This window comes from Chryseobacterium sp. HNCC26DJ241, from assembly GCF_057180505.1.
The window spans coordinates 18,420-44,321 of record NZ_JBXUGL010000010.1; the positions used below are offsets into that span (position 1 = coordinate 18,420).

The following is a 25,902-nucleotide window of genomic DNA, read 5'->3' on the forward strand; positions in this document are numbered from 1 at the left end:
TAATTATATTTGCAAAAATCAAATTTGAACAGAAATTTTCTGATAAAAATGACAAAAAGTATCTGTATTGCAACATACAATGGAAATAAATATATAAAAAAGCAGCTTCAGTCCATACTTGCTCAGCTTAATTCTGATGATGAGATAATTATAATAGATGATGCATCAAAAGATAATACTATTGAGATTATAAAAGAGTTTAATGATGACCGAATAAAAATTTTAAAAAATAAGAATAACCTCAAGCATGTAAAGACCTTTGAAAAAGCGATAGAACTTGCCCAAAACGATATCATATTTTTATCCGACCAAGATGATATATGGATTGAAGGAAGATGTAACATTTTTCTGAAAAAGTTCTATGAAAACCCTCAAGTATCCGTTATAACAAGTAATTGTTTTTGTATTGATGAAAATGATGTTAAAATAATAAACAGTTTGAGAAAAGTAGATGGAAATGATTCTGAAAAATATAAAAAAAATATTTCTCAAATAATAAAAGGAAATATAGGATATTATGGATGTGTTATGGCTTTTCGTAAAAATCTTAAAGAAGTTGTTCTTCCAATCCCTAATTATATTGAAGCCCATGATTTATGGATTGCAATGGCAGGAAATTTAGCAAAAAGCAATTTGCATATTGAACAAGAAACTTTGTATCATAGAATTCATAATAATAATGCTAGTAATCTTAATAGAAGTTTATTCAAAAAAATAATGGCGAGAATCAATTTTTTGAAATCAATTTTTGAATTAAAAAATAGATTAAGAAAAGTTAACAAATAATTCGAACAAGAATTTTGAAATTAAAAAAAATATATATTGCAGGACATAGTGGAATGGTCGGAAGTGCCATACATAGAACTCTTTTGAAAAGTGGCTACCAAAATATTATTACAAAAACAAGTAGTGAGTTGGATCTTAGGAATCAAGAAAATGTTAGGGATTTTTTTCTTACCGAAAAACCTGAAGTTGTGATAGATGCAGCAGCCAGAGTAGGTGGTATTCTTGCGAATACCAATTTTCCATATCAATTCTTGATGGAGAATCTTCAGATTCAGAATAATCTTATTGATGAGGCACATAAAAACAATGTGGAGAAATTTATTTTTTTAGGAAGCTCGTGTATATATCCGAAAATGGCTCCTCAACCTTTAAAGGAAGAATATCTATTGACGGATACATTAGAGCCAACTAATGAATGGTATGCAATAGCAAAAATTACAGGAGTTAAAGCTTGTGAAGCAATTCATAAACAGTTTGGTAAGGATTTTGTAAGCCTGATGCCGACTAATCTTTATGGTTCCTTTGATAATTTTGATTTAGATACTTCTCATGTTCTTCCTGCGATGATTCGTAAATTTGAAAATGCTAAAAATAATGGAAATACACCTGTTACTTTGTGGGGAAGTGGAGCACCAATGAGAGAATTTCTTTTTGTGGATGATATGGCTGATGCTGTAAAATTTGCCTTAGAAAATGTTTTGGAAGAAAATCTTTATAATGTTGGGACTGGGAGAGATTTAACCATAAAAGAACTGGCCGGAGTTATACAGAGAATTACTGGGCATACTGGAGAAATTATTTGGGATTCTTCAAAACCGGATGGTACTCCAAGAAAGTTAATGGATATTTCTAAATTAAAAAATAAGGGGTGGTCATATTCAACAGATTTAGAAGAAGGAATAAGAAAAACATATGATTGGTTTATTAAAAATAAAAATAATTATAGAGAAGTAATCATCTCTTAATAAAATCTATAGAATATATTTACTAAAAAATAAAATTTAAAAATAATGAAAAAAGTTATCGTACTTGGAGGAGGAGGTTTCATTGGAGGGCATCTTGCAAAAAGATTAAAAAATGAAGGATGTCATGTAAGAATTTGTGATATCAAAAAACATGAATATTTTGATCAAGATGAAATCTGTCACGAATTTATATTAGGAGATCTTACAGATCCAAAAGTTGTTGATTTAGTAATTGAAGAAGGAATAGATGAAGTTTATCAATTGGCTGCTGATATGGGAGGAGCTCTATATATTTTCACTGGAGAAAACGATGCAAACCTTATGCATAATTCAGCGATGATAAATTTAAACGTGTCAAGAGAATGTGTTAAGAAAAGCGTAAAGAAGGTATTTTATTCTTCGTCTGCGTGTATGTACCCGGAACACAATCAGTTGGATCCTAACAATCCGAATTGCGAAGAATCTTCTGCATATCCTGCAAATCCGGATTCTGAATATGGATGGGAAAAATTATTTTCTGAAAGAGTATTTTTGGCATATCATAGAAATTATAATCTAAATGTAAGAATAGCCCGTTTTCATAATATATTTGGCCCTCAAGGAACTTGGAAAGGAGGTCGTGAAAAATCTCCAGCGGCTATGTGCCGTAAAGTATCTGAAAGTCAAAATGGTGATAAAATTGAAGTTTGGGGAAATGGTCAACAAACACGATCATTTCTTTATGTTGACGAATGCGTAGAAGCGGTTTTAAGACTCATGAATTCTGATTTTACTGGTCCTGTAAATATTGGAAGTGAAGAAATGGTAACAATTAATCAGCTTGCAGAGATGGCAATTCAAATTTCAGGTAAAGATTTGAGTGTATACAATATTGAAGGAGAAGAATTTTTTAATAAATATGGATTTAAATGTCCATTAGGAGTAAAAGGAAGGAACTCTGATAATAGATTATATAGAGAAAAAGTAGGTTGGGAAGTAAATATGCCGTTAGTTGAAGGAATGAAGAAAACCTTTACATGGATTGATGAGCAGAACCATAAAAAATCTGTAGTCTCTTAAAATATTATTAAAAAAAAATAAAAATGGATTCTTCTCATAACTGAAGAATCCTCTATTTTGTAAAATGAAATACAAATTAATTATTTCGTGTGTGTTTCCACCAGAAACAACGGTTTCGGGACATATAGTTTCCGACCTTGCGACATATTTGGTCAAAGATCATAATGTAGTTGTGGTGACACCCAAACCTACTCGTCCGCTCAATTTCGATTTTGATAGTATTGAAAAAGTAAAAGAACCTTTCAAGCATATTATTACTAATTCTTATACTCATCCAGAAATGGGAGTAATAGGAAGGTATAAAGAAAATAAAAGTTTTGGGAAATGGTGTAAAAAATATATAATAGAAAATCATACTAATATAGAATCAATCTATCTTAATGCTTGGCCTCTTTTTTCACAATATGCAATTGTAAAAACAGCAAAAAAATACAATATTCCATGTATTACACATATACAAGATATTTACCCGGATTCTTTAGTAAATAAGTTGCCTATTGGAAAGGGTCTATTAAAGAGCCTTTTGCTTCCTATGGACAAATTTGTTCTGAAAAATTCTAAAAAAGTAATTTGTATTTCGGATAATATGAAGAATATTCTATCCAAAACAAGAAATATAAATCCATCTCATTTTGAGGTAGTTGTAAATTGGCAAAATGAAGAAAATTTTATTAAATACAGAGAGGAATCTAATAAAGAATCTGAAATAGAAAAACCATTTACTTTTATGTATTTGGGAAATAATGGGCCTGTTGCCGGTGTGGAATTTTTAATAGAATCTTTTGTGAAAGCAAATATAGATAATTCAAAACTTGTTATAGCAGGAGGTGGATCTAAAACGGAAGATTGTAAAAGTCTTGCAAAAAAACTTAATGCAAATAATGTTGAATTTATACCGGTTCCGGAAGGTAAAGTTCCTCATACTCAAGATTTGGCGGATGTTATGTTGTTACCGGTTAAGAAATACGGTGCTTATAGCTCTATTCCATCTAAATTACCAGCATATATGTTTTCTGAAAAAGCAATATTAGGAAGTCTGGACATAGATAGTGATACTGCAAAAGCCATAATAGATGCGGATGCAGGATTGGTGGTTGAACCTGAAGATGAAGAGAAATTGATTGCAGCTATGAAAGCTATGGCTTCATGGAGTAAGGAAAGATTAAATGAGAAGGGAAGAAATGCATTTGATTATTCAATGAAGAATTTTTCTAAAAAGCATAATTTAAAAAAGATAGCAGATATTATTTTGAATGTCAAATAGTTAAAAATTAAAATGATATCTGTAAGAAAAGCTCAAAAAAAGGACATTTCTAAAGTAGTAGATGTCCATATACAAAGATTTTCCTCGTTTTTTCTTACTAGTTTAGGGAAAAGTTTTTTATGTACATTTTATAAAGGATTTCTTAAATATCCTGGCATTTTATTAGTTTTAGAGGATGAAGGAAATATTCAAGGCTTTGCTGCAGGAAACTATGAAAATAAAGGCTTTTTTAAAAACCTTTTGAGGAATAATTTGTTTGGTTTTATAATCTCTGGGATAAAAATCTTTTTTACAAATCCTTTAGCTTTGAAAAGAATGGCAACGAATGTTGGTAAATCTGAAAAAAATAATCTTATTTTTGCAGAGCTTTTAAGCATTTCAACTTTGAGAAATAAAAAAGGATATGGAAAAATCCTTTTAAATGAGTTTGAAAAAGAAATTGAAAAAAAGAATAATAACGGCTTTCCTATTTCGCTGACAACAGATTTTGAAAATAATGAAAAAGCAGTACAATTTTATAAAGATTGTGGATACGAAGTATTAGAGATTTTTGAAAGCTATCAAGGAAGAAAAATGTACCGTTTTATTAAAAGAAAAATTAATTAATCATGAAAATACCATTTTCACCTCCTTATATTGACGAAGATATTATAAATGAAATAACGGATACTTTACAATCAGGCTGGATTACTACTGGCCCGAGAGTGAAAGCTTTAGAGCAGGAGGTTGCAAAACTTGCCAAAGTTCCTAATGTTCTTTGTGTAAATTCGTGGACTTCAGGAGCTATTTTAGTTATGAAATGGTTCGGAATAGGAGAGGGTGATGAGGTTATAATACCTGCTTATACATATAGTGCGACTGCTCTTGCGGTTTTGCATTGTGGAGCAACACCTGTTATGGTAGATGTTAAGGAAGATTTTACTATTGATCCTGAAAAAATAAAAGCTGCTATTACAGATAAAACTAAGATAATTATGCCTGTTGATTTTGCAGGTCTTACTTGTGATTATGATGCTGTTAATGATTTGGTAGCAGATACAGAAATAAGAAAACTTTTTAAACCGAATTCCGAAAATCAAAAAAAACTAGAAAGAATTTTGGTGATTTCTGATGCTGCACATTCAATAGGTGCAGAATATAAAGGTAAGCAAGCGGGTAATTTGACAGACGTTACAATATTTTCTTTTCATGCAGTAAAGAATATAACTACTGGTGAAGGGGGTTCTATTTGTATTAATCTTCCAAAACCTTTTGATAATGCTGAAGAATATAAAACTATGCGTTTGTGGACATTAAATGGACAAACAAAAGATGCGTTTACTAAATCTCAAGGTGGAGGAAATAGTTGGAAATATGATATAGTTTTCCAAGGTTTAAAAGTTAATATGCCTGATGTATGTGCTGCAATTGGGTTGGCTCAAATGAGAAAATATTCTGATTTGCTCAAAGAAAGACAAAGAGTAGCGGAAAAATACCATCAATTTTTTGAAAATAAAGATTGGGCTCAGGTTCCTGTAATTTATGATAATGAAAGAACCTCTTGTTTTCATTTATACGCTTTAAGAATCAAAAATATTTCTGAGGAACAGCGTGATATGATAATGGAAGAGATCGCAACTCAGGAAGTGTCTGTTAATGTTCATTTTATTCCAATGCCAATGTTAACTTTATTTAAAAATCTTGGATATAGGATAGAAAACTATCCTATTACTTATGATAATTATTCAAGAGAAATTTCTTTGCCTATTTATCCACAACTTACAGATGAACAGGTACAAATAATTTGTAATGCGATAGAAAATTCATATAATAAGATAATTGGATAAATATAGTGAAGAGACTTTTTGATATATTTTTCTCCTTAGCAGGAATACTTATTTTATTACCTGTTTATATTATTATTTCAATTCTTGTTGTCTTAGACAGTAAAGGAGGAGTATTGTATAAACAAGAGCGCGTTGGAAAAAACGGAAAAATTTTTAGAGTATTAAAGTTTCGTACCATGCGTCCTGATGCATTCTCTAAAGGAGCACTTACAGTAGGAAGTAGAGATCCGAGAATTACTAATATAGGGTATTATTTAAGGAAATACAAGTTGGATGAACTTCCACAGCTATTTAATGTACTTTTTGGAGAAATGTCGTTTGTAGGACCAAGACCGGAAGTAAAAAAATATACAGATATGTATAATTCAGAGCAAAAAGAAATACTTTCTGTAAAGCCGGGAATTACGGATTACGCATCCATTAAATACAGAAATGAAAACGATTTGTTGTCTGTAAGTGATAATCCGGAACAATTGTACATAGACGAAATCATGCCCGATAAAATAAAACTTAATATGATCTATATCAATGATAAGAATGTTTTTAAGGACGTGAAAATCATACTTCAAACATTTCAAGCCATTATCAATCATTAAAAAATAAGAAAGGATTATAATGAAAATTACCGAAACTCCTTTGAAAGACTGTTACATCATTGAGCCCACTATTTTCAATGATGAAAGGGGATATTTTTATGAAAAATATAATGAAAAAAAATTTGAAGAACTTACTGGCTTAAAAGGTCATTTTGTTCAGGATAATATTTCCAAATCTTCTTATGGAGTTTTAAGGGGGATTCATTTTCAAAAAGGAGAACATGCACAAGCTAAACTAGTCTCCTGTTTAGAAGGGAAAGTTTTTGATGTAGCTGTTGATTTGCGTCCAAATTCTCCAACTTTTGGAAAATGGTATGGTTTGGAACTTAGTGATGAAAACAAACTGCAATTTTATATTCCACGTGGTTTCGGGCACGGTTTTTCCGTATTGAGTGAAACAGCAGTTTTTGCATATAAATGTGACAATTTTTATAATAAGGAATCCGAAGGTGGTATTTTTTGGAATGATCCCCAACTAAATATAGACTGGAGATTACCTTTAGAAGATAGTATACTATCTGAAAAAGATAAAATTCTTCCTTTTTTTTCGAAAGAAAATTTTTAAAAGAAAATATAAGAAACTGAAAATCTTCAGTTTCTTTTTTTATTCTTAAATTTGCACCCGCAAAAATATTTAACTATCATTTAGATGCGTACAAAGTCCACCGGAAAAAAGAAAATTAATATTGTCACACTTGGATGTTCTAAGAATGTTTATGATTCAGAAGTTTTAATGGGACAATTGGAAGCTAATGGAAAGCACGTAGTTCATGAAGAACGTGGTGATATTGTGGTAATTAACACTTGTGGATTTATTGATAATGCTAAAGAAGAATCCATCAATACTATTTTGGACTTTGTTGAAGCTAAAAATAGAGGAGAGGTAGAAAAAGTTTTTGTTACAGGTTGTCTTTCAGAAAGGTATAAACCAGATTTAATAAAAGAAATTCCGGATGTAGATCAATATTTTGGAACACGCGATTTGCCCATTTTGCTGAAACATTTAGGAGCTGATTACAAGCATGAATTGGTAGGAGAACGTTTGACAACCACTCCGAAGCATTATGCATATCTTAAAATTTCTGAAGGTTGCGATCGTCCTTGTTCTTTTTGTGCTATTCCATTAATGAGAGGAGGTCATGTTTCTACACCTATTGAAAAATTAGTTTTAGAAACACAGAAATTGGCTAAAAAAGGAACAAAGGAACTGATTCTTATTGCTCAGGATTTAACATATTATGGTCTTGATATTTACAAAAAACGTGCACTTGCAGATCTTTTGAAAGAACTTATAAAAGTAGAAGGGATAGAATGGATTCGTTTGCATTATGCATTTCCAACCGGTTTTCCTGAGGATGTTCTTGATATAATCAAAAGCGAACCAAAAGTTTGTAATTATATTGATATTCCTCTTCAGCATATAAACACGGAACTTTTAAAATCCATGCGTCGAGGAACAACATACGAAAAAACTAATGCACTTTTAGATAAGTTCCGTGAGAAAATTCCTGATATGGCTATCAGAACAACTTTAATTGTTGGCTACCCTGGTGAAACAGAAGAGAAATTTCAGGAATTAAAAGAATGGGTAAAAGAGAAGAAATTTGACAGACTGGGCTGTTTTACGTATTCACATGAAGAAAATACTCATGCTTACAATCTTACGGACGATGTTCCACAAGAAGTAAAAGAAGCTCGTGTGGAAGAAATTATGGAACTTCAATCTCAGATTTCTTGGGAAAAGAATCAGGAAAAGATTGGGAAAGTATTCAAATGTATTTTTGATAGAAAAGAAGGGAATTATTTTGTGGGCAGAACAGAGTATGATTCCCCTGATGTAGATAACACAGTATTGGTGTCCGCAGAAAATACATATATTTCAATTGGAGAATTTGCGAATGTAAAAATTACTTCAGCTGAGGATTTTGATTTATATGGAGAGTTAGTAGTGTAAAATACGTTATATTGCTAGTCATGATGTTAAAAATGTTGTATTTTATTATTTTTATTTCATTGATTATCAATCTATTTTGTTTTTTTTGAATGTTAATTTTAACTTTTTTTTGTGAAAATATAATAATAATAAAAAATTAAATCTTAAATTTGCAGGATAAATAGTCTTTCTTTAATTTTAATTTATTTAGCTTTGTCAATTAAAGTTAGAAACCAATAGTAATGTTTTTATCCAAAAAAGCACAGGTTGGTATGAGTCTCCAATAGATTTATTAACAAGTATAAGCTTTAAAAATAAAGCGTAGCTTGGGATGTGTATTTTGACAAATTAAAATAAATTATTGATGAAACTGTAATTAAAAATATTTAAAAACCTATGAAAAAAAATTTATTAATGGCGGTATTGCTTGTAGGTCTTTCAACAATGTCTAAAGCTCAACAGGGAAGAGTTGGTATCAATACTACTACTCCTGCTGCTACTTTGGATATTGTGGCTACTACTACAGACAATTCAAGGCCAGATGCGGTTTTAGTGCCGAGAATGTCACTTAGTCAGTTGCAAGCAAAAGATGCTGCTTATGTTGCTGCTCAAAATGGAGCTTTAATTTTTGTAACAGACACAACAGGTACACCAGCAGGGAAAACTGTAAATGTTACAGCTGTTGGGTTTTATTACTATGATAGTACAGCCAGCCAATGGAAGACATTAGGAAGTGGAGGTGGATCTTCTACAGATACCAGCATTTACAACGGTGATGGTACGCTTACCAGTGTAAGAACTGTAGAACAAAACAATCAGAATTTGACTTTCAACACTGGAACTGCTCAATTTATTGTTAATGGAACGAATAACATTACTGGCGCTCAGTATATGGCTGTAAGAGTAGAGCCTGCAACGAATTTTGCGGTAACTTCTACTGATTATATGATTCATTGGACAGCTTCATCAGCTGGAGTTGTTACATTACCTACAGCCGCCTCATCCAAAGGTAGAGAACTTTGTTTCTTTGCAGAAAACAATGTGTTAAGCACGGGTGCATTAGGTAATGGAGGGAATGTAAATCCGGGATTCGGAACATGCATTATTTCTACAGGTACACAATGGATAACTAAAAACTCATACTAAATAGTTTTATGATGAAAAATTTAATTATTATAGCTTCGTTGTTGGGTAGTATTGCAATTACTGCTCAATTGAGAAATAATACCACTCCGTCAAATGGATCTATTAATACAACTACCGCATTTTTGGATGCTTCATCTTCTACGGTATGGAATGGATCGAATAATAATGGTAAGGGATTAGTTTTTCCAAGAACAGACTTAGTTGCAATGACTACTTTATCTGCTCCTGTTAATGGTATTCCTAACTCATTTCCAACACGTTTGGATGGTATGATTGTGTATAATACTGCAACCGGAACCGCTGGAACTGGAACCGCAGGTGTATCCGTAAAACCAGGGTTCTACTATTATGACAATAAATCAGGAACATTAAATGGTGGTACATGGAAACCTCTTGATACAGATACGGTTACAGATCCTAAGTATACTATTCCTACTGCGGCAACAGGTGTTGCTACAAATGCTGTTGTTGTTACGTATGACAACGTTAATAATGTCTATGTTGATAAGCCAGTTTATGCTATAAAAGGACAATTTACAGCAGATGGTACTACTACTGGTGTAACTATAACTCCTCCTACTGGTATCACAACAATGTATGGTATTACCATCTATAAAACAGGTACAAATATGGTATTCGATAGACAATTATATTCCTACAACATATCAACTGGAGCTGCTGTTACAGGTTCTCCATTAATATCTGTTGTTTATCCTTCAGGTACTTATGACTATGTATTAGAATATCTTAAATAGAATTTATATTTTTTTTAAATATATGATTTATAAAACCAGTAAATTTTACTGGTTTTTTTGTTTTTGAATATTTTAGGTTTTATTGGCTAAAATAATCAGATTTATTAATTGTTTTGAAGTTTTTTACTTAACTAAAATTATCGTTATTAAAGCTTTTTAATCTTTTGCCCATATTTCTTTTAATCAATTTTTTTAGCCTCTTATCATATTAATTGTTTAAAATTAACTGAATAATCAAAATGTTTATTTTATTGAATTCCAATTATTTATGTTTTTATTTGTTTGCATAGTATTATTACAAGAGTTAATTCTTTTAACTTTCTTGAGTTTTTTTTAACTTTTTTTAACAATACGTTTTAAAGCTTTTATTAATAGGCATTGACAACGATTATTAACATTTTTTTTTAATTTAATTAACACTTATTAACGATTATAAAAAGAGGATTTTAATTTTCCTGATACTTTTGCTCTGTCAAAACCCATAAAAATTCAAAGTGATGAAGAGATTAATTCTTGTAATCATAATGATGATTTCAACTCTTGGTATTTTTTCTTTTAAGAATAATACCACAGATGCTAAAACAAGTTTTGCATCGTATTACCACGATAAATTTAATGGTAAGAAAACAGCAAGCGGAGAAGTTTTTGATAATAGCAAATTCACCGCTGCAAACATGAAGCTTCCCTTTGGAACCAAAGTTAAGATTACAAATCTTAGAAATGGTGAAAGTGTAGTAGTTCGGATAAACGACAGAGGTCCTTTTCACTCTACACGAGCTTTCGATATTTCCAAAGCAGCTTTCGATCAGATTGGCGATTTAAACACAGGTACTTTGCCAATTGAATATGAAATTGTCGATTAAGATTGATTATTATTACAAGCCAACTTGCGAGTTGGCTTTATTTTTTAACATCAAAATCAATTTCAAGTAAAATAGGACAATGATCTGAATGGAAAACATCTTTTAATATCACAGATCTTTGCAAAAATTCCTTCATAGGATACGTCACAAAATGATAATCCAATCTCCACCCTTTATTTTTCATGCGAGAATTTTGTCTGTAGCTCCACCAAGTGTAATGATCCGGCTGATTATTAAAAAATCGAAAAGAATCAATTAATGTACATTCATTGATGAAATTGCTCATCCATTCTCTTTCAATAGGTAGAAAGCCAGAAACATGTTGAAGTCTTATCGGATCATGTATGTCAATGGCTTCATGACAAATATTAAAATCTCCGGAAATAACAAGGTTAGGAATTTCTTTTTTTAAATTTTGTATATATTCTAAAAAATCGTAGCAAAACTGCATTTTATAGCTTACACGATCCATATTAGCTCCACTCGGAACATACACAGATAAAACTGAAAACCCATCAAAATCCGCCCGTATAATTCTTCCTTCATTATCAAACTCTTCAATACCACATCCATAAATTACCTGATTGGGCTTTATTTTAGAGGCAATTCCCACTCCACTGTATCCTTTTCTTTGTGCAGAATGCCAAAAACTATGATAACCGGCTTTTTCAAAACTTTCCACATCTATTTGATCATTTCCGGCTTTACTTTCCTGAATGCAAATAATATCCGGATCAGCTAATTTCAGCCAGCCCAAAAAATCTTTAGTAAAAGCAGCGCGGATTCCGTTCACATTATAACTGATGATTTTCATTTAGTTTCGGAGATTTATTTAGTTATGATAAAATTTTCAGAAAGATATATCTTTTGAATGACTTTTCTTCAAAAAAATTCCCCAAAAATAAATAAAAACGGGCGGAAAAAATCAACGATTTTTTCCGCCCTTCCCAAACTAAATAAACTATGAAAAAAACTATTTGGGTTCTAAAATACTAATCGGAATGATGCATTCTTCAAGAGAAATTCCACCATGCTGATACGTTTCTTTGTAATAATTTACAAAATGATTATAATTTTTTGGATAGGCTAAAAATGTATTGTTTTTGGCAAAAATATATTTGGAACTTAGATTTCCTTTTGGCAAAAATATTTTTTCAGGATTGGAAACGGCCCAAACTTCCTTGTCATCATAAGTCAAACTTCTTCCGGTTTTATATCGGATATTGGTTGATGTTTCTCTGTCGCCTACAACTTGGCTTGGTTTTTTTACATAAATAGTTCCATGATCGGTAGTGATGGCCAATTTAAATCCATTCTCTGAAGCAGTTTTGATAATTTTCATTAGTGAAGAATTTTCAAACCAGTTCAAGGTAAGTGAGCGAAATGTTTTATCATCACGAATTAGTTGGTCGATAATGTGATTATCAGTTTTTGCGTGAGAAAGAATGTCAATAAAATTATAGACGATTACCAACAAATCATTACTTCTATGTTGATTAAAATCTTCAAAAATTTTGCGTTCAAAATCAGCGTTTAAAATTTTCAGATATTTCATGGATTTTGATGAAAGACCGAGACGTTTCATTTGATCTTCCAAAAATTCACGTTCATGCTCGTTTTTATTTCCTTCTTCATTATCGTTAAACCATTTATCAGGAAAACGCTTTTCAATTTCTGAAGGCATCAATCCTGCAAAAAAAGAATTTCTTGCATACTGAGTAGCTGTTGGCAATATACTGAAGTAGTAATCTTCAGAAACTTTGTTGTAAAATTTCGTAAATAAAGGTTCAATTACTTTCCATTGATCGTAGCGCAAATTATCAATCATTAAAAGCAAAACCTTATTATTCTCGATTTCAGGTTTAATTTTATCTTTAAACAAAGTGTGGCTCATCATTGGTTTTTCTGATGAATGCAGCCAGTGCTCATAATTTTTTTCGATAAATTTTGCAAACTGGATATTGGCTTCTTCCTTTTGAGATTGAAGAAGATTGGCAAACTCATTATCAAAAACTTTGTCAAATTTTATTTCCCAGTTGAGAATTTTCTTATAATACTCTGCCCAATCCTGATATGTTCTCAAGTAAGACAATTCCATGGAAAGGTTTCTGAATTCTTGCTGATACTCCTGAATAGTTTTTTGCTCAACAAGATTTTCTTCCTGAAGGTTTTTTTTCAATGAAAGTAAAACTTGGTTCGGATTTACAGGTTTTAAGATGTAATCCGAAATTTGAGAACCGATAGCCTGCTCCATGATATGCTCTTCTTCACTTTTGGTCACCATTACGATTTTCATGGAAGTATCTTTGTCTTTCAGCATAGGAATTGCTTCTAAGCCTGAAATTCCGGGCATATTTTCATCCAACAAAGCAAGCTGGAATTTTTCATTATCAATGATTTCCAATGCTTCATTCACATTATTTACCGGAGTTACGGTATACCCTTTATTTTCCAGAAAAACGATATGAGGTTTGAGTAAATCTACTTCATCATCGATCCAAAGTATTTTTGACATTATATTTTTTATTTGATTAAAGAAATTTTCTTTTTTTATTACCATCAAAAATACGACCAAATCCTCTTAAATATTGCCTAAAAAATAAATTTAAACCGTTAAAGTTCGTTAAAAAGAAATCTCAAATTTTTCTATTTTTGTAAGCGATCACCATTTTATTACTCATCAATTACAAAACGTGCAGAACAAACTTAAAATCATTAACGATCCTGTTCACGGATTTATCAAAATTCCTTACGAAATTCTTTTTGATGTTATTGAGCATCCTTATTTTCAGAGATTAAGGAGAATTTCGCAAACAGGACTTCTCAATACCATTTTTCCGGGTGCAACACATACCAGATTTCATCATGCAATCGGGGCAATGCATTTGATGTTTACAGCTTTAGAAACTTTGAAATTGAAAGGTGTTGAAATTTCAAGAGAAGAAGAAAAATCGGCAATGTTGGCAATTCTGATGCATGATATTGGACACGGCCCGTTTTCTCATGCTTTGGAAAATATGCTGATGGATGATTGGCATCATGAAAAACTTTCTCTTTTACTGATGAACGATCTGAATAGGGAATTTGATGGAGAACTTTCCACAGCAATAGAAATGTTTCAGGGAAAATACCACAGAAAATTTTTTAATCAGCTGATTTCTTCACAATTGGATGTTGATCGTTTGGATTATTTGAAAAGAGATAGCTTCTATACCGGAGTTTCGGAAGGAAATATCAATGCACAAAGAATTATTTCTATGATGAACGTTTCTGATGAAAAATTGGTGATAGATGCAAAGGGAATTTATTCCATAGAAAATTTTCTTACGGCAAGAATGTTTATGTATTGGCAGGTCTATTATCATAAAACTGCGGCTTTGGCAGAGCATATTCTTATCAAAATTCTGGATCGGGCAAAAACTCTGACTTCTGAAGGAAAAGAACTGAAAGCCTCAGACAATCTTCGCTATTTTCTTGAAAAAAATAAATTTGCAAAAGCCACGAAAGAAGACATCCAAAGATTCACAGAATTGGATGATAATGACGTGATTCAGGCAATGAAATTTTGGCAAAATTGTGATGATTTTGTACTGTCTTATTTTTGCAAAAGTGTTATTCAGAGGAAATTCCCGAAAACAATTATTTCTTCCCAAAAATTTTCAGACGAGGAAAAAGAGGCTAAAATCAATAAAACCAATTCTTTTTTTAAGATTGATGATGGAAGATTTTTAGTAGACGAAATCTCCAGAAGTTTACTTCCGTATAACTCCGAAAAACAAAAAATCTATCTTTTACAGAAAGATGAACAAAAAGTAGAGCTGCACGAATCTGAAAATCAAATTTTATCTTCGTCTATTACTACGGTCAATACAAAATATATTCTTGCCTTTCCAAGAGAAATATAACATAATATTTTTAGCAAAATATTGGGCTTATTAGGGAAATTCTTATCTTTGCACGATATGGAATTTACGGCTTCGCAAATTGCAGGATTTATTAACGGCAAAATTATAGGAGATGAAAACGCCCTGATTAAAGGAGTTTCCCCTATTGAACAAGGTGAAGAAGGGCATCTTTCTTTCATCGGACAAAGTCGGTTTGCACATTTTCTTGATACTTCAAAATGTGCAGTACTTATTGTTTCCGAAAAATTACTTACAAAAGATACATATACTCCAACTATTATTGCAGTAGAAGATGCATATCTTTCTTTTCAGGTTTTGATGAATCTTTATCAGGAAATGCAAGGAAGAAAATCAGGAATAGAACAAGGTTCTTTCTTTCATGAAACGGCGAAAGTAGGAGAAAATGTTTACATAGGAGCTTTTACCTATATTTCTGAAAAAGCTGTAATTGCTGATGGAACACAAATTTTCCCACAAGTATATATTGGGAAAGGAGTAAAAATTGGTAAAAACTGTAAAATTGACAGTGGAGCAAGAATCTATGATTACTGTATTATTGGAGATAATTGTGTTATCCATTCTAATACGGTGATCGGTGGAGACGGCTTTGGTTTTCAACCCACTTCCGAAGGTTTTAAAAAAATTCCTCAGCTCGGAAATGTAATTATTGAAGATGATGTTGAAATTGGTTCAAACTGTTCCATCGACAGAGCAACTATTGGCTCTACCATTATTGGAAAAGGAACTAAAATAGATAATCTTATTCAGATTGCCCATAATGTGAAAATTGGGCAGAATAATGTGATTGCAGCACAAGCCGGAATTGCCGGTTCTACTGTAATCGGAGATTGGAATCAAATTGGTGGACAAGTAGGAATTGTTGGCCACATCAAAATTGGTAATCAGGTGAAAATTCAGGCACAAAGTGGCGTGAATTCTAATACTAAAGATGGAGAAATTCTATATGGTTCGCCTGCAATCGGTTATAGTGATTTCAGAAGGAATTATGTACATTTCAGAAATTTTACAGAAATTGTAAATCGTATCAATACACTCGAAAATAAATCAAAAGATAACTCGAATGAGTGATAAACAAAAAACTCTTAAACAGGAAATTACATTATCTGGAATCGGGCTTCATACCGGAAAAGAAGTAACTCTTACTATGAAACCGGCAAAAGAAAATACAGGTTTTGTTTTTGTAAGAACTGATTTGGAAGGGAATCCGCAAGTTGAAGCTGATGTTAATTATGTAACAACTACGGAAAGAGGCACAACTCTGGAAAAATTGGGTGTAAGAATTCATACTTGTGAGCATCTTTTGGCTGCATTGGTAGGATGTGATATTGATAATGCTATTCTTGAAATGGATAGTGCAGAACCACCTATTTTGGATGGTTCTTCCAAATATTTTGTAGAAGCTATCGAAAATGCAGGAATAGAAGAACAGTCCATGCCAAGAGAATATTTGGTTGTGAAAGAAGTAATGAGCTATGTAGATCCGTCTACTGGTTCTGAAATCACTATTATTCCTTCCGAGACCTACGAAATCACTACTATGGTGGATTTCGGAACAAAAGTTTTAGGAACACAAAATGCTACATTAAAAGATATTTCAGAATTTAAAGAAGAGATATCTTCTGCAAGAACATTCAGCTTTTTGCACGAATTGGAAATGCTTTTGGATGCCGGTTTGATAAAAGGTGGAGATATTTCCAATGCTATTGTCTATGTAGACAAAGAACTTACTCCTGAAACGGCTGAAAAACTGAAAAAAGCTTTTGGAAAAGATGATGTTTCTATTCGTCCAAACGGAATTTTGGATAATCTCACATTAAACTATCCAAACGAAGCTGCTCGTCACAAACTTTTAGATGTGATTGGAGATTTAGCTTTAGTTGGTGTAAAAATAAAAGGTAAAGTAATCGCTAATAAGCCGGGACATTTTGTAAATACCCAATTTGCAAAAAAATTGAACCGCCAATGGAAATTACACAAAAAGAAAAATGTTCCTGATTTCGATTTATCAAAACCACCTGTTTTTGATATTAATGGAATAATGAGATTATTGCCACACAGACCACCGTTTTTACTTTTGGATAAAGTATTGGAACTTTCAGATTCACATGTTGTTGGTCTGAAAAACGTTACGATGAATGAGCCTTTCTTTGTAGGGCATTTTCCGAAAGAACCCGTTTTACCGGGAGTTTTGCAGGTGGAAGCAATGGCGCAAACAGGAGGAATTCTTGTTTTGGCAAACGTTCCTGATCCAGAAAACTATTCTACCTACTTTGTGAAAATTGATAATGTGAAATTTAAGAGAAAAGTAGTTCCCGGAGATACACTTATTTTTAAAATAGAATTAATAGAGCCTATCAGAAGAGGTATTGTACACATGCAAGGATATGGGTATGTTGGAGATTCTGTAGCAATAGAAGCAGAACTGATGGCACAAGTTGCAAAAAATAAAACGGAATAAATGATCCATCAGTTAGCAGCCGTAGACAAACGAGCCAAAATTGGCAAAAATGTAGTGGTAGAACCTTTTACTACTATTGCAGCAGATGTAAAAATTGGTGACGGAACATGGATTGGCTCTAATGTTACCATTATGGATGGAGCCAGAATTGGCAAAAATTGCAGAATCTTTCCCGGAACTGTTATTTCTGCAATTCCTCAGGATTTGAAATTTGATGGAGAAGATACTCAGGTAATTATTGGAGACGGAACAACTATCCGTGAAAGCGTTACTATAAACCGTGGAACTAAAGCTCTCGGATTTACAAAAATTGGAAATGATTGCCTCATTATGGCGACCTCTCATATTGCACATGACTGTGTAATAGGAAACAATGTGATTATTGTAAACGGATGCGGAATTGCTGGACACGTGGAAATTGGAGATTTCACAGTAATGGGTGGTCTAAGTGCTGTTCATCAGTTTGGGAAAATCGGAAAGCATGTGATGATTTCCGGAGGGACTCTGGTAAGAAAAGATATCCCGCCTTATGTGAAAGTAGCACGTGAACCGATGAGTTATGCAGGTATCAATTCTGTCGGATTAAGAAGAAGAGGTTTTTCTAATGAAAAAATTTTCGAGATTCAGAAAATTTACAGATATCTTTTTCAGAGTAAAATGAATGTTTCTCAAGCAATGAGCCATATTGAAAAAGATATGCTTCCTACTGCTGAACGCGATGAAATTTTAGAATTCATTAAAAACTCTCCTCGTGGTATCGTAAAAGGATATGGTACTGGAAAAGAATAGAAATCAAATGTTTTGTAGAGACGCGATTTATCGCGTGTCAATTTTTATAATTAAGAATAAATAGAATAAAATAAAATAAATGGCAACAAGTAACGATATCAAAAAAGGAATGTGCATTGAGTACAGCAATGATATTTACAAAGTTATCGAGTTTCTTCATGTAAAGCCGGGAAAAGGACCTGCTTTTGTGAGAACCAAATTAAAATCCGTAACCAATGGAAAAGTAATTGACAATACCTTTTCTGCAGGTCACAAAATTGATGAAGTAAAGGTAATTACAAGAAAATTCCAATATTTGTATGATGATGACAATGGTTTTCATTTTATGAACAATGATGATTTTTCTCAAATCTATATCAATAAAGATATGATTGAAAATGCTCAGTTCATGAAGGCTGGAGAAGAAGTTACCATTATTTTGAAAGAAGCAGATGAAACCCCGCTTTCGGCCGAAATTCCGCCAACTGTTTATCTTGATGTAGTTGAAGCAGATCCGGGAGTGAAAGGAAATACAGCCACAAACGCACTTAAAAATGCAATTGTAGAAACAGGAGCGAGAGTGATGGTTCCTCTTTTTATTGAACCGGGTGATAAAATCAAAGTGAACACAGAAGACGGTTCATATATTGAAAGAGTAAAATAATATCAGAAATGTGAAGTTGGAAGCTGAAAGTTTTCAACTTCTGTTTTTTGATGATACCAATTTATAAAATTCAACATCCAGCTTCAATCATATAACAATAAATAAAAATATGACTTTCCATCAGCCACAAACTCTGAAAACCATTGCGGAAATTATTGACGCAAAATATATTGGAGATGCAGATTTTCAGGTTTTAGGAACCAATGAAATCCACATGGTTCGTCCCGGAGATATTGTATTTGTAAATCATCCAAAATATTATGATAAAGCATTAAATTCTGCTGCAACCATTATTCTTATCGATAAAGAAGTAGAATGCCCGGAAGGAAAAGCTCTTTTGGTTTCTGATGATCCTTTCAGAGATTTTAATAAAATTAATACACATTTTACTAAAATATATAATTTCAAAGAGCAATTGCATGATGTGGAAATAGGAGAAAATACCTTTATCCATTCCAGTGCTGTTATTGGGAATAATGTAAGGATTGGAAAAAATTGTCATATTTTTCCGAATGTAGTCATTGGTGACCGAACAGAAATCGGGGATAATGTGATTATTCAGTCTAATACGGTTTTAGGTGGTGATGCATTTTATTACAGAAAACTTAACGGAAATTTTGACCGTCTAATTTCTGTGGGAAATGTGGTGATTGAAAATAATGTAGAAATCGGAAATGGATGCACCATTGATAGGGGAGTTACAGCATCAACAGTTATTGGAGAAGGTTCGGTTTTGGATAATCAGATTCAGATTGGACATGATACGATAATTGGAAAAAAAGTTCTTATTGCTTCTCAAACCGGAATTGCAGGTTGTTGTATTATTGAAGATGAAGTAACTATTTGGGGACAAGTAGGAATGGCTTCGGGTGTTCGTATCGAAAAAGGAACGGTTCTTCTTGCAAAATGTGGCGTAAACAGGGATTTGAAAAAAGGAACTTATTTTGGTTCGATTGCTGAAGAATTCAGAGAATATTTGAGAAAGGAAGTGAAGCTGAAAAATTTAAAATAAGTACCTTCAGAAAACCTGATTTTTATCTTTTTAATTAAAAAAATAAACATTTTTTTTAACACTGAATTATCAGTAAATTTGCAACCATCAGTATTTTAAATAACTAAAATTTTATATTAAACAATGTCAGTATTAGTAAACAAAGATTCTAAAGTAATTGTACAAGGATTTACCGGAAATGAAGGTACTTTCCATGCTCAGCAAATGATCGAATACGGAACCAATGTAGTAGGTGGTGTTACTCCGGGAAAAGGAGGATCTGAACACTTGGGAAAGCCGGTATTCAATACCGTTGCAGATGCAGTAGAAAAAGCAGGAGCTAATGTAAGTATTATTTTCGTTCCGCCTGCATTTGCTGCAGATGCAATTATGGAAGCTGCAGATGCAGGAATCAAAGTTATTGTAGCAATTACAGAAGGAATTCCTGTTGCTGATATGGTGAAAGTAAAATCCTATATTGCTGACAGAGATTGCCGTTTAATTGGCCCAAATTGTCCTGGTATTATTACTTCTGATGAAGCAAAAATCGGAATTATGCCAGGTTTCGTTTTCAAAAAAGGAAAAGTAGGAATTGTTTCAAAGTCAGGAACTTTGACGTATGAAGCGGCCGATCAGGTAGTAAGAGCTGGTTATGGAGTTTCTACAGCGATTGGAATTGGTGGAGATCCAATTATTGGGACAACGACAAAGGAGGCTTTAGAACTTTTCATCAACGATCCTGAAACGGAAGCAGTAGTAATGATTGGAGAAATTGGAGGATCTTTGGAAGCTGAGGCAGCAAGATGGTATAAAGCAAGCGGTTCTACAAAACCTGTAGTTGGTTTTATTGCCGGACAAACTGCTCCGAAAGGAAGAACAATGGGACATGCCGGTGCAATTGTAGGCGGTGCAGAAGATACAGCTCAGGCTAAAATGGCCATTATGAGAGAAAATGGAATCCATGTGGTTGATTCTCCAGCTGATATCGGTTCTACTGTAGCCGAAATTCTTGGATAAAACATAAACACATACCAATATGAAAAAAATTTTTTTAAGCTTTGCTTTATCTACAGCAGCTTTTTTATCAGCTCAGATTGATTTTAGCTCTACAAGATTTGGACTTACGGTTGGCGGAAATTATTCCAGAGTGAGCAATGCTCATAATCCTTCCGGACCACGATTTACAATGCAAGCCGGAGTTTTGGCTTTGATTCCGATTGATAGTAGTGATCAATTTTATATTCAGCCGGAAATAGTATATTACGGAGCCGGAGAAACGGGTAAAGATAAAAATGCAAAAGGAAGAACGGGATATAATGCTGTATATGGTAATGATTATATCAGCGTTCCACTATATTTTAAAGGCTATTTTTCCGAAGCTGAGTCAGAGTTTTTTGGAATAATAGGTCCAAGATTTAATTTTCTTGTAAACCAAAAAGTAAAAGATCCGGCCAAAGATTATTATGCAGCTGATTCCTATGGAAAAGCGAAAGGATTTAATTTTGCTTTAGGTGCAGGTATAGGTTATAGTTATAAAAGACAGCTTGAACTTACTGTAAAATATGATTTTGGATTATCGGATACATATCCGGATTTAAAATATTCTCCTGATAATCTCACTAATGATCCTACCGTTGAGAAGAAAAAATCTCAACAAGTTCTAAGTCTAGGTTTAAGTTATATTTTTGAATAAAAAGTAATCCCGGGTTTCCGGGATTTTTTGTGTCTCCTGGAAATAGAAGATGAAATTTAACATTTTTTTAATAGTTCTTTAGAAAATTATTAACGTCAATCTCTCGTTTTATCATAAAAACATAGCCAATGATAAGAATTATTTTTCTGCATTTAATATCCTTTTTTATTTTATCATTTAGTATTCAGAAAAAGCGCATTATTATTGACGCAGGTCATGGTGGAAATGATAGTGGCGCAAAAGTGGAAAATATTCATGAAGCTAAAATTGTTCAATCTATTGCGGAAAAAATTAAATCTTTGAATACCAATTCCGATGTGGAAATTATTCTCACAAGAAATGGGAATACTTCACCATCACTTAGAAAAAGAATAAGTTTCATCAACACGCAAAAACCGGATTTGGTCATTTCTCTACATGCTAATTACAATCCTAAAGATAAGGATAAGAAAGGTTTCCAAATATATTCTCAGAATTCGGAAATTTCAAAAAAATTAGCTCAAAAACTGTCTTCTAAACTTGATGATTGTACTGTATTAGAACAGAATTTATATATTTTGAAAAATTCTGAATCTCCTGCTTTGCTTGTAGAAACAGGATATCTTTCTAATGATAAAGAACGTGAGTATCTTTCCAGTGACAGTGGACAAGAGGAAATAGCCAAAAAAATATTAACTTTCGTATACGAAAATTAAGACTTGCCCCTTTTGCAAGATAAAGCCCGATAAACGACTGCGATTGCGGTTATTTATCGGGTTTGCCAATTATTAAACAAAAAAACATCCGTACTACCGAATGTTTTTTATCATTTTTAGCTATTTCTGATCCATTTCCATAGCTCTTTTACTGTTGCTTTATTTCCATACATCAATATTCCGACTTTATACACTTTTGCGGCAATATAAACCATAAGTAAAGTAGATGCAATTAATAATGAAATTGATAAAACAATTTGCCAGATAGGAACACCAAAAGGTATTCTTGCAACCATTGCAACTGGCGATGTAAAAGGAATGATAGAAAGCCAAAAACCAAGTGGACCTTCCGGATTATTCATAATGGTGAAACTTCCGTACATTCCCAGCATTAGCGGAATTATTGCAAAAAGAGTAAATTGTTGAGTTTCGGTTTCATTATCCACAGCAGAACCTATTGCTGCATACATGGAGCTATAAAAAATATAACCCACTAAAAAGAAGACAATAAAAACAAAAATGATTAAACCGTAATTTAAACTTAGCAAATTATGAAAAATCAAAGTAATAATATCCTGAATATTACCTATTTTGTTTAAAGGATTTTCTGCATTTGCCATCAAATTTGGATTGTAATTTCTATTGAATAAGGTAGCAGTGATTACAGACATCGTGATCCAGATGATAAATTGTGTAAGGGCAATTAAAGTCACTCCAAAAATTTTCCCCATCATCAGTTCAAAAGGCTTTACAGATGAAATAATGATTTCCACAACACGATTATTTTTTTCTTCCAAAACACTTCTCATCACGCGAACTCCATAGATAAGAATGAACATAAAAGTAACATAGATCAAAACCATTGCAAGTCCCGATTTCACACCAAAAGCCAAATCACTGTCAGGTTTGTCACTTTCTACAATATTTTGAGTAGAAATGGTGAAACCTTTATCCAGATCCATAATCTGACTTTCAGAAAGACCTAATCGGTTTATTTTTTCTTTTCTTAGAATTTCCGTGAGATTGGAAGATATGTTCATCTTTGTGTCCATTCCAATTTTTTTATTGGTAAGCAATCTTGTATTGCTCTCCAAATAATTAAAATTTGCATTTTTCAGCTCAGGAATTATAAGTAAACCATCTATTCCTTTTGCATCTTTTAATGAATTTTCCAGAGCTTTTTCTGTAGAAACAGGAACGAAAGTATAGGTAATATCCTTCGTTGATTTCAGTTGTTTACTAAAAATTCCGCTTTTATCCACAACATTGAAATGATATTGTGATTCATTGGCTTTGAACATAAATGCAACCAATGCTCCGAAACCGGCAAGCAAAAGCGGAGCTAAAAGCGTAAGTATGATAAAAGATTTTTTCTTTACCTGAGTAAGATATTCCCGTTTGGTGATTAAAAATATATTTTTCATGTCTATTCTTTATTGGTTTTGACTTACAGCATTGATAAAAACTTCGTTCATACTCGGAATTTTTTCATCGAATGAACGTATTTTTCCGGTTTTCATGAGCTCGGAAATTAAGATATTTTGGTCATTTTCATTTTGAAGTTCAAAGCTCAATAATCCGTTTTCTACTTTTTCTCCACTTACAGAAAAGCGATTTTTGAATGCTGAAAATGTTTCGGAATTCACCTCTGCTAAAGTAACTCCGAAAATATTTTTCTTAAATTGCTCCCTTACATCAAAAACTTTTCCATCCAAAATTTTTCTCGAATTATTGATAAGTGCTACAAAATCACACATTTCTTCCACGCTTTCCATCCGGTGTGTAGAAAGGATAATAGTCGTTCCCTGATTTTTTAAATTGATAATTTGATCTTTGATTAAATTGGCATTTACAGGGTCAAAACCGGAAAACGGTTCATCAAGAATGAGAAGTTTTGGTTTGTGCAAAACCGTTACCACAAACTGAATTTTTTGAGCCATCCCTTTGGAAAGTTCGGAAAGTTTTTTCTTCCACCATTGGTCGATATTCAGCTGCTCGAACCAGTATTTTGCCTGATTCAGGGCTTCATTTTTCGTCATTCCTTTCAGTTCTCCGAAATACAAAAGCTGGTCTCCGACAGTCATATTTTTGTAAAGACCGCGTTCTTCAGGCATATAACCAATTTCTTTGATGTGATTGGGATTTAACTTTTCATCATTAATCCAAACTTCACCTTCGTCTGCTTGTGTAATTTGGTTAATAATTCGGATAAAAGAAGTTTTTCCGGCACCGTTTGGACCAAGAAGTCCGTAGACACTTCCTGTTGGTACTTCAATACTGAAATCCTGTAACGCGATTTTTTTTCCTGCATTATAGGTTTTCTTTACGTGTTCAGCTTTTAACATCTTGAAACTTTAATTTTCTTATTTAGTTAAAAAATAATAGAAATGTTACAAATTTTTTCTGAACACGAAGATACAATGAATCCAAATAGAATTCACTTTAAATAAGAATGATTTTTATCGTAAAGTTTTATGAAATCAGGAAATTTCTGAATAATAGTCTGAATAAAATTCTTTCGCTTCATCAATAATAGCGTCCATTTCTTCAAGCGTGAAAATTTCCAGAAATTTTTTACGGAATTCTTTGAAATGCGGAATCCCTCGAAAATAATTGGTGTAATGCTGACGCATTTCTATTAAACCGAGACGTTCTCCTTTCCATTCAGCGCTCCATTCTGCATGATTTCTCACAGCAAGAAGGCGGTCTTCAATGGTTGGCTCCGGGAGATGTTCTCCTGTTTTGAAAAAATGTTTGATTTCATTGAAAATCCATGGATAACCAATTGCTCCACGACCAATCATAATTCCGTCGCAATCGTATTTTTGTTTATATTCCAGAGCTTTTTCGGGAGAATCTACATCACCATTTCCAAAAATCGGAATTTCGATGTTCGGATTATTTTTAATTCTTGAAATATGTTCCCAGTCTGCTTCACCTTTGTACATTTGAGAACGTGTTCTTGCATGAATGGTTAATGCTTTTATTCCTGCATCTTGCAAACGTTCTGCAACTTCGTCTATATTAATGGAATTGGTATCCCAACCCAATCTTGTTTTTACGGTAACAGGCAAGTGTGTAGAATTTACAACCGCTTTTGTCAGGCGTACCATAAGATCTACATCTTTTAAAACTCCGGCTCCGGCTCCTTTGCAAACCACTTTTTTTACAGGACATCCGAAATTGATATCTACTAAATCAGGATTTACGGTTTCTACAATTCTTGCAGACATGGCCATTGCTTCTTCGTCTCCGCCGAAAATCTGAATTCCAACCGGACGTTCATAATCGAAAATATCCAGTTTTTTTCTGCTTTTTATGGCATCACGAATCAATCCCTCAGAAGAAATAAATTCCGAATACATCAGATCAGCTCCATGCATTTTACATAATCTTCTGAAAGGAGGATCGCTTACATCTTCCATTGGAGCTAGTAAAAGTGGAAATTCCGGCAGCTCTATATTCCCGATTTTTATCATGGTGCAAAGATAAACATTTGTAAAAGAAATGTTTT

Annotated in this window: 26 protein-coding genes; 21 read left to right on the forward strand and 5 right to left on the reverse strand. The window is 32.7% G+C overall.

Features of this window, described 5'->3' with window-relative positions; all coding sequences use genetic code 11:
• The first annotated feature begins 48 nt into the window (after positions 1 to 48).
• The 12 genes from AC2A1C_RS06900 to AC2A1C_RS06955 all read left to right on the forward strand — a co-directional run bounded on the left by AC2A1C_RS06900 (position 49) and on the right by AC2A1C_RS06955 (position 11,193).
• Positions 49 to 786, forward strand: a complete 738-nt coding sequence (locus AC2A1C_RS06900) for a glycosyltransferase (protein ID WP_484024674.1) — start codon at positions 49 to 51, stop codon at positions 784 to 786.
• 11 nt (positions 787 to 797) lie between these two features.
• The gene (locus AC2A1C_RS06905; protein WP_484024805.1) at positions 798 to 1,751 is read left to right on the forward strand and encodes a GDP-L-fucose synthase family protein; all 954 of its coding nucleotides are present in this window, start codon (positions 798 to 800) and stop codon (positions 1,749 to 1,751) included.
• 45 nt (positions 1,752 to 1,796) lie between these two features.
• Positions 1,797 to 2,810 carry an NAD-dependent epimerase/dehydratase family protein gene (locus AC2A1C_RS06910; RefSeq protein ID WP_484024676.1) on the forward strand — a complete coding sequence of 338 codons (1,014 nt, stop codon included), beginning with the start codon at positions 1,797 to 1,799 and terminating at the stop codon, positions 2,808 to 2,810.
• A gap of 64 nt (positions 2,811 to 2,874) precedes the next feature.
• Positions 2,875 to 4,074 (forward strand): glycosyltransferase family 4 protein, encoded by a 1,200-nt coding sequence (locus tag AC2A1C_RS06915; protein ID WP_484024678.1) that lies wholly within the window; start codon positions 2,875 to 2,877, stop codon positions 4,072 to 4,074.
• Between the two features lie 12 nt (positions 4,075 to 4,086).
• Positions 4,087 to 4,680 (forward strand): GNAT family N-acetyltransferase, encoded by a 594-nt coding sequence (locus AC2A1C_RS06920; RefSeq protein ID WP_484024680.1) that lies wholly within the window; start codon positions 4,087 to 4,089, stop codon positions 4,678 to 4,680.
• A gap of 2 nt (positions 4,681 to 4,682) precedes the next feature.
• On the forward strand, positions 4,683 to 5,900 hold the full coding sequence (locus tag AC2A1C_RS06925; RefSeq protein ID WP_484024682.1) for a DegT/DnrJ/EryC1/StrS family aminotransferase: 1,218 nt from the start codon (positions 4,683 to 4,685) through the stop codon (positions 5,898 to 5,900).
• A 5-nt stretch (positions 5,901 to 5,905) separates the two neighbouring features.
• Entirely contained in the window at positions 5,906 to 6,496 is a 591-nt protein-coding gene (locus tag AC2A1C_RS06930) for a sugar transferase (protein ID WP_484024684.1), read from the forward strand.
• A 19-nt stretch (positions 6,497 to 6,515) separates the two neighbouring features.
• Positions 6,516 to 7,061 carry a dTDP-4-dehydrorhamnose 3,5-epimerase gene (gene rfbC / locus AC2A1C_RS06935; protein ID WP_484024686.1) on the forward strand — a complete coding sequence of 182 codons (546 nt, stop codon included), beginning with the start codon at positions 6,516 to 6,518 and terminating at the stop codon, positions 7,059 to 7,061.
• 84 nt (positions 7,062 to 7,145) lie between these two features.
• A complete protein-coding gene (gene rimO / locus AC2A1C_RS06940; RefSeq protein WP_484024688.1) occupies positions 7,146 to 8,450 on the forward strand; it encodes a 30S ribosomal protein S12 methylthiotransferase RimO in 1,305 nt (434 codons plus the stop codon).
• 375 nt (positions 8,451 to 8,825) lie between these two features.
• Positions 8,826 to 9,575: a hypothetical protein gene (locus AC2A1C_RS06945; RefSeq protein WP_484024689.1), complete on the forward strand. Its 750-nt coding sequence runs from the start codon at positions 8,826 to 8,828 to the stop codon at positions 9,573 to 9,575.
• 11 nt (positions 9,576 to 9,586) lie between these two features.
• Entirely contained in the window at positions 9,587 to 10,330 is a 744-nt protein-coding gene (locus tag AC2A1C_RS06950) for a hypothetical protein (protein ID WP_484024691.1), read from the forward strand.
• 494 nt (positions 10,331 to 10,824) lie between these two features.
• Positions 10,825 to 11,193, forward strand: a complete 369-nt coding sequence (locus AC2A1C_RS06955; RefSeq protein ID WP_484024693.1) for a septal ring lytic transglycosylase RlpA family protein — start codon at positions 10,825 to 10,827, stop codon at positions 11,191 to 11,193.
• 37 nt (positions 11,194 to 11,230) lie between these two features.
• On the opposite strand, the gene AC2A1C_RS06960 is transcribed toward AC2A1C_RS06955, so the two are convergent.
• On the reverse strand, positions 11,231 to 12,007 hold the full coding sequence (locus tag AC2A1C_RS06960) for an exodeoxyribonuclease III (RefSeq protein WP_484024695.1): 777 nt from the start codon (positions 12,005 to 12,007) through the stop codon (positions 11,231 to 11,233).
• A 159-nt stretch (positions 12,008 to 12,166) separates the two neighbouring features.
• Positions 12,167 to 13,711: a T9SS response regulator signal transducer PorX gene (gene porX / locus AC2A1C_RS06965; protein ID WP_484024807.1), complete on the reverse strand. Its 1,545-nt coding sequence runs from the start codon at positions 13,709 to 13,711 to the stop codon at positions 12,167 to 12,169.
• Between the two features lie 175 nt (positions 13,712 to 13,886).
• On the opposite strand from porX, the gene AC2A1C_RS06970 reads away from it, so the two are divergent.
• The 9 genes from AC2A1C_RS06970 (at position 13,887) to AC2A1C_RS07010 (ending at position 22,388) form a co-directional block, all read left to right on the forward strand.
• Entirely contained in the window at positions 13,887 to 15,098 is a 1,212-nt protein-coding gene (locus AC2A1C_RS06970; protein ID WP_484024697.1) for an HD domain-containing protein, read from the forward strand.
• Between the two features lie 57 nt (positions 15,099 to 15,155).
• On the forward strand, positions 15,156 to 16,187 hold the full coding sequence (lpxD, locus tag AC2A1C_RS06975) for a UDP-3-O-(3-hydroxymyristoyl)glucosamine N-acyltransferase (protein ID WP_484024809.1): 1,032 nt from the start codon (positions 15,156 to 15,158) through the stop codon (positions 16,185 to 16,187).
• A complete protein-coding gene (locus AC2A1C_RS06980; RefSeq protein WP_484024699.1) occupies positions 16,180 to 17,577 on the forward strand; it encodes a bifunctional UDP-3-O-[3-hydroxymyristoyl] N-acetylglucosamine deacetylase/3-hydroxyacyl-ACP dehydratase in 1,398 nt (465 codons plus the stop codon). Before lpxD ends, AC2A1C_RS06980 begins: the two co-directional genes overlap by 8 nt.
• Complete coding sequence (lpxA, locus tag AC2A1C_RS06985) at positions 17,578 to 18,366, forward strand: acyl-ACP--UDP-N-acetylglucosamine O-acyltransferase (RefSeq protein WP_484024701.1); 789 nt, start codon at positions 17,578 to 17,580, stop codon at positions 18,364 to 18,366.
• 79 nt (positions 18,367 to 18,445) lie between these two features.
• Complete coding sequence (gene efp, locus AC2A1C_RS06990; protein ID WP_484024703.1) at positions 18,446 to 19,009, forward strand: elongation factor P; 564 nt, start codon at positions 18,446 to 18,448, stop codon at positions 19,007 to 19,009.
• Positions 19,010 to 19,118: 109 nt separating this feature from the next.
• Entirely contained in the window at positions 19,119 to 20,021 is a 903-nt protein-coding gene (locus AC2A1C_RS06995; RefSeq protein WP_484024705.1) for a UDP-3-O-(3-hydroxymyristoyl)glucosamine N-acyltransferase, read from the forward strand.
• Positions 20,022 to 20,144: 123 nt separating this feature from the next.
• Entirely contained in the window at positions 20,145 to 21,017 is an 873-nt protein-coding gene (sucD, locus tag AC2A1C_RS07000; protein WP_484024707.1) for a succinate--CoA ligase subunit alpha, read from the forward strand.
• A gap of 19 nt (positions 21,018 to 21,036) precedes the next feature.
• Complete coding sequence (locus AC2A1C_RS07005; RefSeq protein ID WP_484024709.1) at positions 21,037 to 21,693, forward strand: porin family protein; 657 nt, start codon at positions 21,037 to 21,039, stop codon at positions 21,691 to 21,693.
• Between the two features lie 128 nt (positions 21,694 to 21,821).
• On the forward strand, positions 21,822 to 22,388 hold the full coding sequence (locus AC2A1C_RS07010; protein ID WP_484024711.1) for an N-acetylmuramoyl-L-alanine amidase family protein: 567 nt from the start codon (positions 21,822 to 21,824) through the stop codon (positions 22,386 to 22,388).
• 116 nt (positions 22,389 to 22,504) lie between these two features.
• Here the strand turns inward: AC2A1C_RS07010 and AC2A1C_RS07015 are convergent, their stop codons facing one another.
• From AC2A1C_RS07015 to dusB, 3 genes are all read right to left on the reverse strand, one after another.
• A complete protein-coding gene (locus AC2A1C_RS07015) occupies positions 22,505 to 23,812 on the reverse strand; it encodes an ABC transporter permease (RefSeq protein WP_484024713.1) in 1,308 nt (435 codons plus the stop codon).
• Positions 23,813 to 23,821: 9 nt separating this feature from the next.
• A complete protein-coding gene (locus AC2A1C_RS07020) occupies positions 23,822 to 24,733 on the reverse strand; it encodes an ABC transporter ATP-binding protein (RefSeq protein ID WP_484024715.1) in 912 nt (303 codons plus the stop codon).
• A gap of 135 nt (positions 24,734 to 24,868) precedes the next feature.
• A complete protein-coding gene (gene dusB / locus AC2A1C_RS07025) occupies positions 24,869 to 25,867 on the reverse strand; it encodes a tRNA dihydrouridine synthase DusB (protein WP_484024717.1) in 999 nt (332 codons plus the stop codon).
• Positions 25,868 to 25,902: the final 35 nt, after the last annotated feature.

Excerpts from the sequence above, each read along its gene's own strand:
- AC2A1C_RS06900 (WP_484024674.1), top strand. The coding sequence starts at position 49 with ATGACAAAAAGTATCTGTATTGCAACATACAATGGAAATAAATATATA.
- AC2A1C_RS06910 (WP_484024676.1), top strand. The coding sequence starts at position 1,797 with ATGAAAAAAGTTATCGTACTTGGAGGAGGAGGTTTCATTGGAGGGCAT.
- AC2A1C_RS06915 (WP_484024678.1), top strand. The coding sequence starts at position 2,875 with ATGAAATACAAATTAATTATTTCGTGTGTGTTTCCACCAGAAACAACG.
- AC2A1C_RS06920 (WP_484024680.1), top strand. The coding sequence starts at position 4,087 with ATGATATCTGTAAGAAAAGCTCAAAAAAAGGACATTTCTAAAGTAGTA.
- AC2A1C_RS06925 (WP_484024682.1), top strand. The coding sequence starts at position 4,683 with ATGAAAATACCATTTTCACCTCCTTATATTGACGAAGATATTATAAAT.
- rfbC (WP_484024686.1), top strand. The coding sequence starts at position 6,516 with ATGAAAATTACCGAAACTCCTTTGAAAGACTGTTACATCATTGAGCCC.
- rimO (WP_484024688.1), top strand. The coding sequence starts at position 7,146 with ATGCGTACAAAGTCCACCGGAAAAAAGAAAATTAATATTGTCACACTT.
- AC2A1C_RS06945 (WP_484024689.1), top strand. The coding sequence starts at position 8,826 with ATGAAAAAAAATTTATTAATGGCGGTATTGCTTGTAGGTCTTTCAACA.
- AC2A1C_RS06950 (WP_484024691.1), top strand. The coding sequence starts at position 9,587 with ATGAAAAATTTAATTATTATAGCTTCGTTGTTGGGTAGTATTGCAATT.
- AC2A1C_RS06960 (WP_484024695.1), bottom strand. The coding sequence starts at position 12,007 with ATGAAAATCATCAGTTATAATGTGAACGGAATCCGCGCTGCTTTTACT.
- lpxD (WP_484024809.1), top strand. The coding sequence starts at position 15,156 with ATGGAATTTACGGCTTCGCAAATTGCAGGATTTATTAACGGCAAAATT.
- AC2A1C_RS06980 (WP_484024699.1), top strand. The coding sequence starts at position 16,180 with ATGAGTGATAAACAAAAAACTCTTAAACAGGAAATTACATTATCTGGA.
- lpxA (WP_484024701.1), top strand. The coding sequence starts at position 17,578 with ATGATCCATCAGTTAGCAGCCGTAGACAAACGAGCCAAAATTGGCAAA.
- efp (WP_484024703.1), top strand. The coding sequence starts at position 18,446 with ATGGCAACAAGTAACGATATCAAAAAAGGAATGTGCATTGAGTACAGC.
- AC2A1C_RS06995 (WP_484024705.1), top strand. The coding sequence starts at position 19,119 with ATGACTTTCCATCAGCCACAAACTCTGAAAACCATTGCGGAAATTATT.
- sucD (WP_484024707.1), top strand. The coding sequence starts at position 20,145 with ATGTCAGTATTAGTAAACAAAGATTCTAAAGTAATTGTACAAGGATTT.
- AC2A1C_RS07005 (WP_484024709.1), top strand. The coding sequence starts at position 21,037 with ATGAAAAAAATTTTTTTAAGCTTTGCTTTATCTACAGCAGCTTTTTTA.
- AC2A1C_RS07010 (WP_484024711.1), top strand. The coding sequence starts at position 21,822 with ATGATAAGAATTATTTTTCTGCATTTAATATCCTTTTTTATTTTATCA.
- AC2A1C_RS07015 (WP_484024713.1), bottom strand. The coding sequence starts at position 23,812 with ATGAAAAATATATTTTTAATCACCAAACGGGAATATCTTACTCAGGTA.
- AC2A1C_RS07020 (WP_484024715.1), bottom strand. The coding sequence starts at position 24,733 with ATGTTAAAAGCTGAACACGTAAAGAAAACCTATAATGCAGGAAAAAAA.
- dusB (WP_484024717.1), bottom strand. The coding sequence starts at position 25,867 with ATGATAAAAATCGGGAATATAGAGCTGCCGGAATTTCCACTTTTACTA.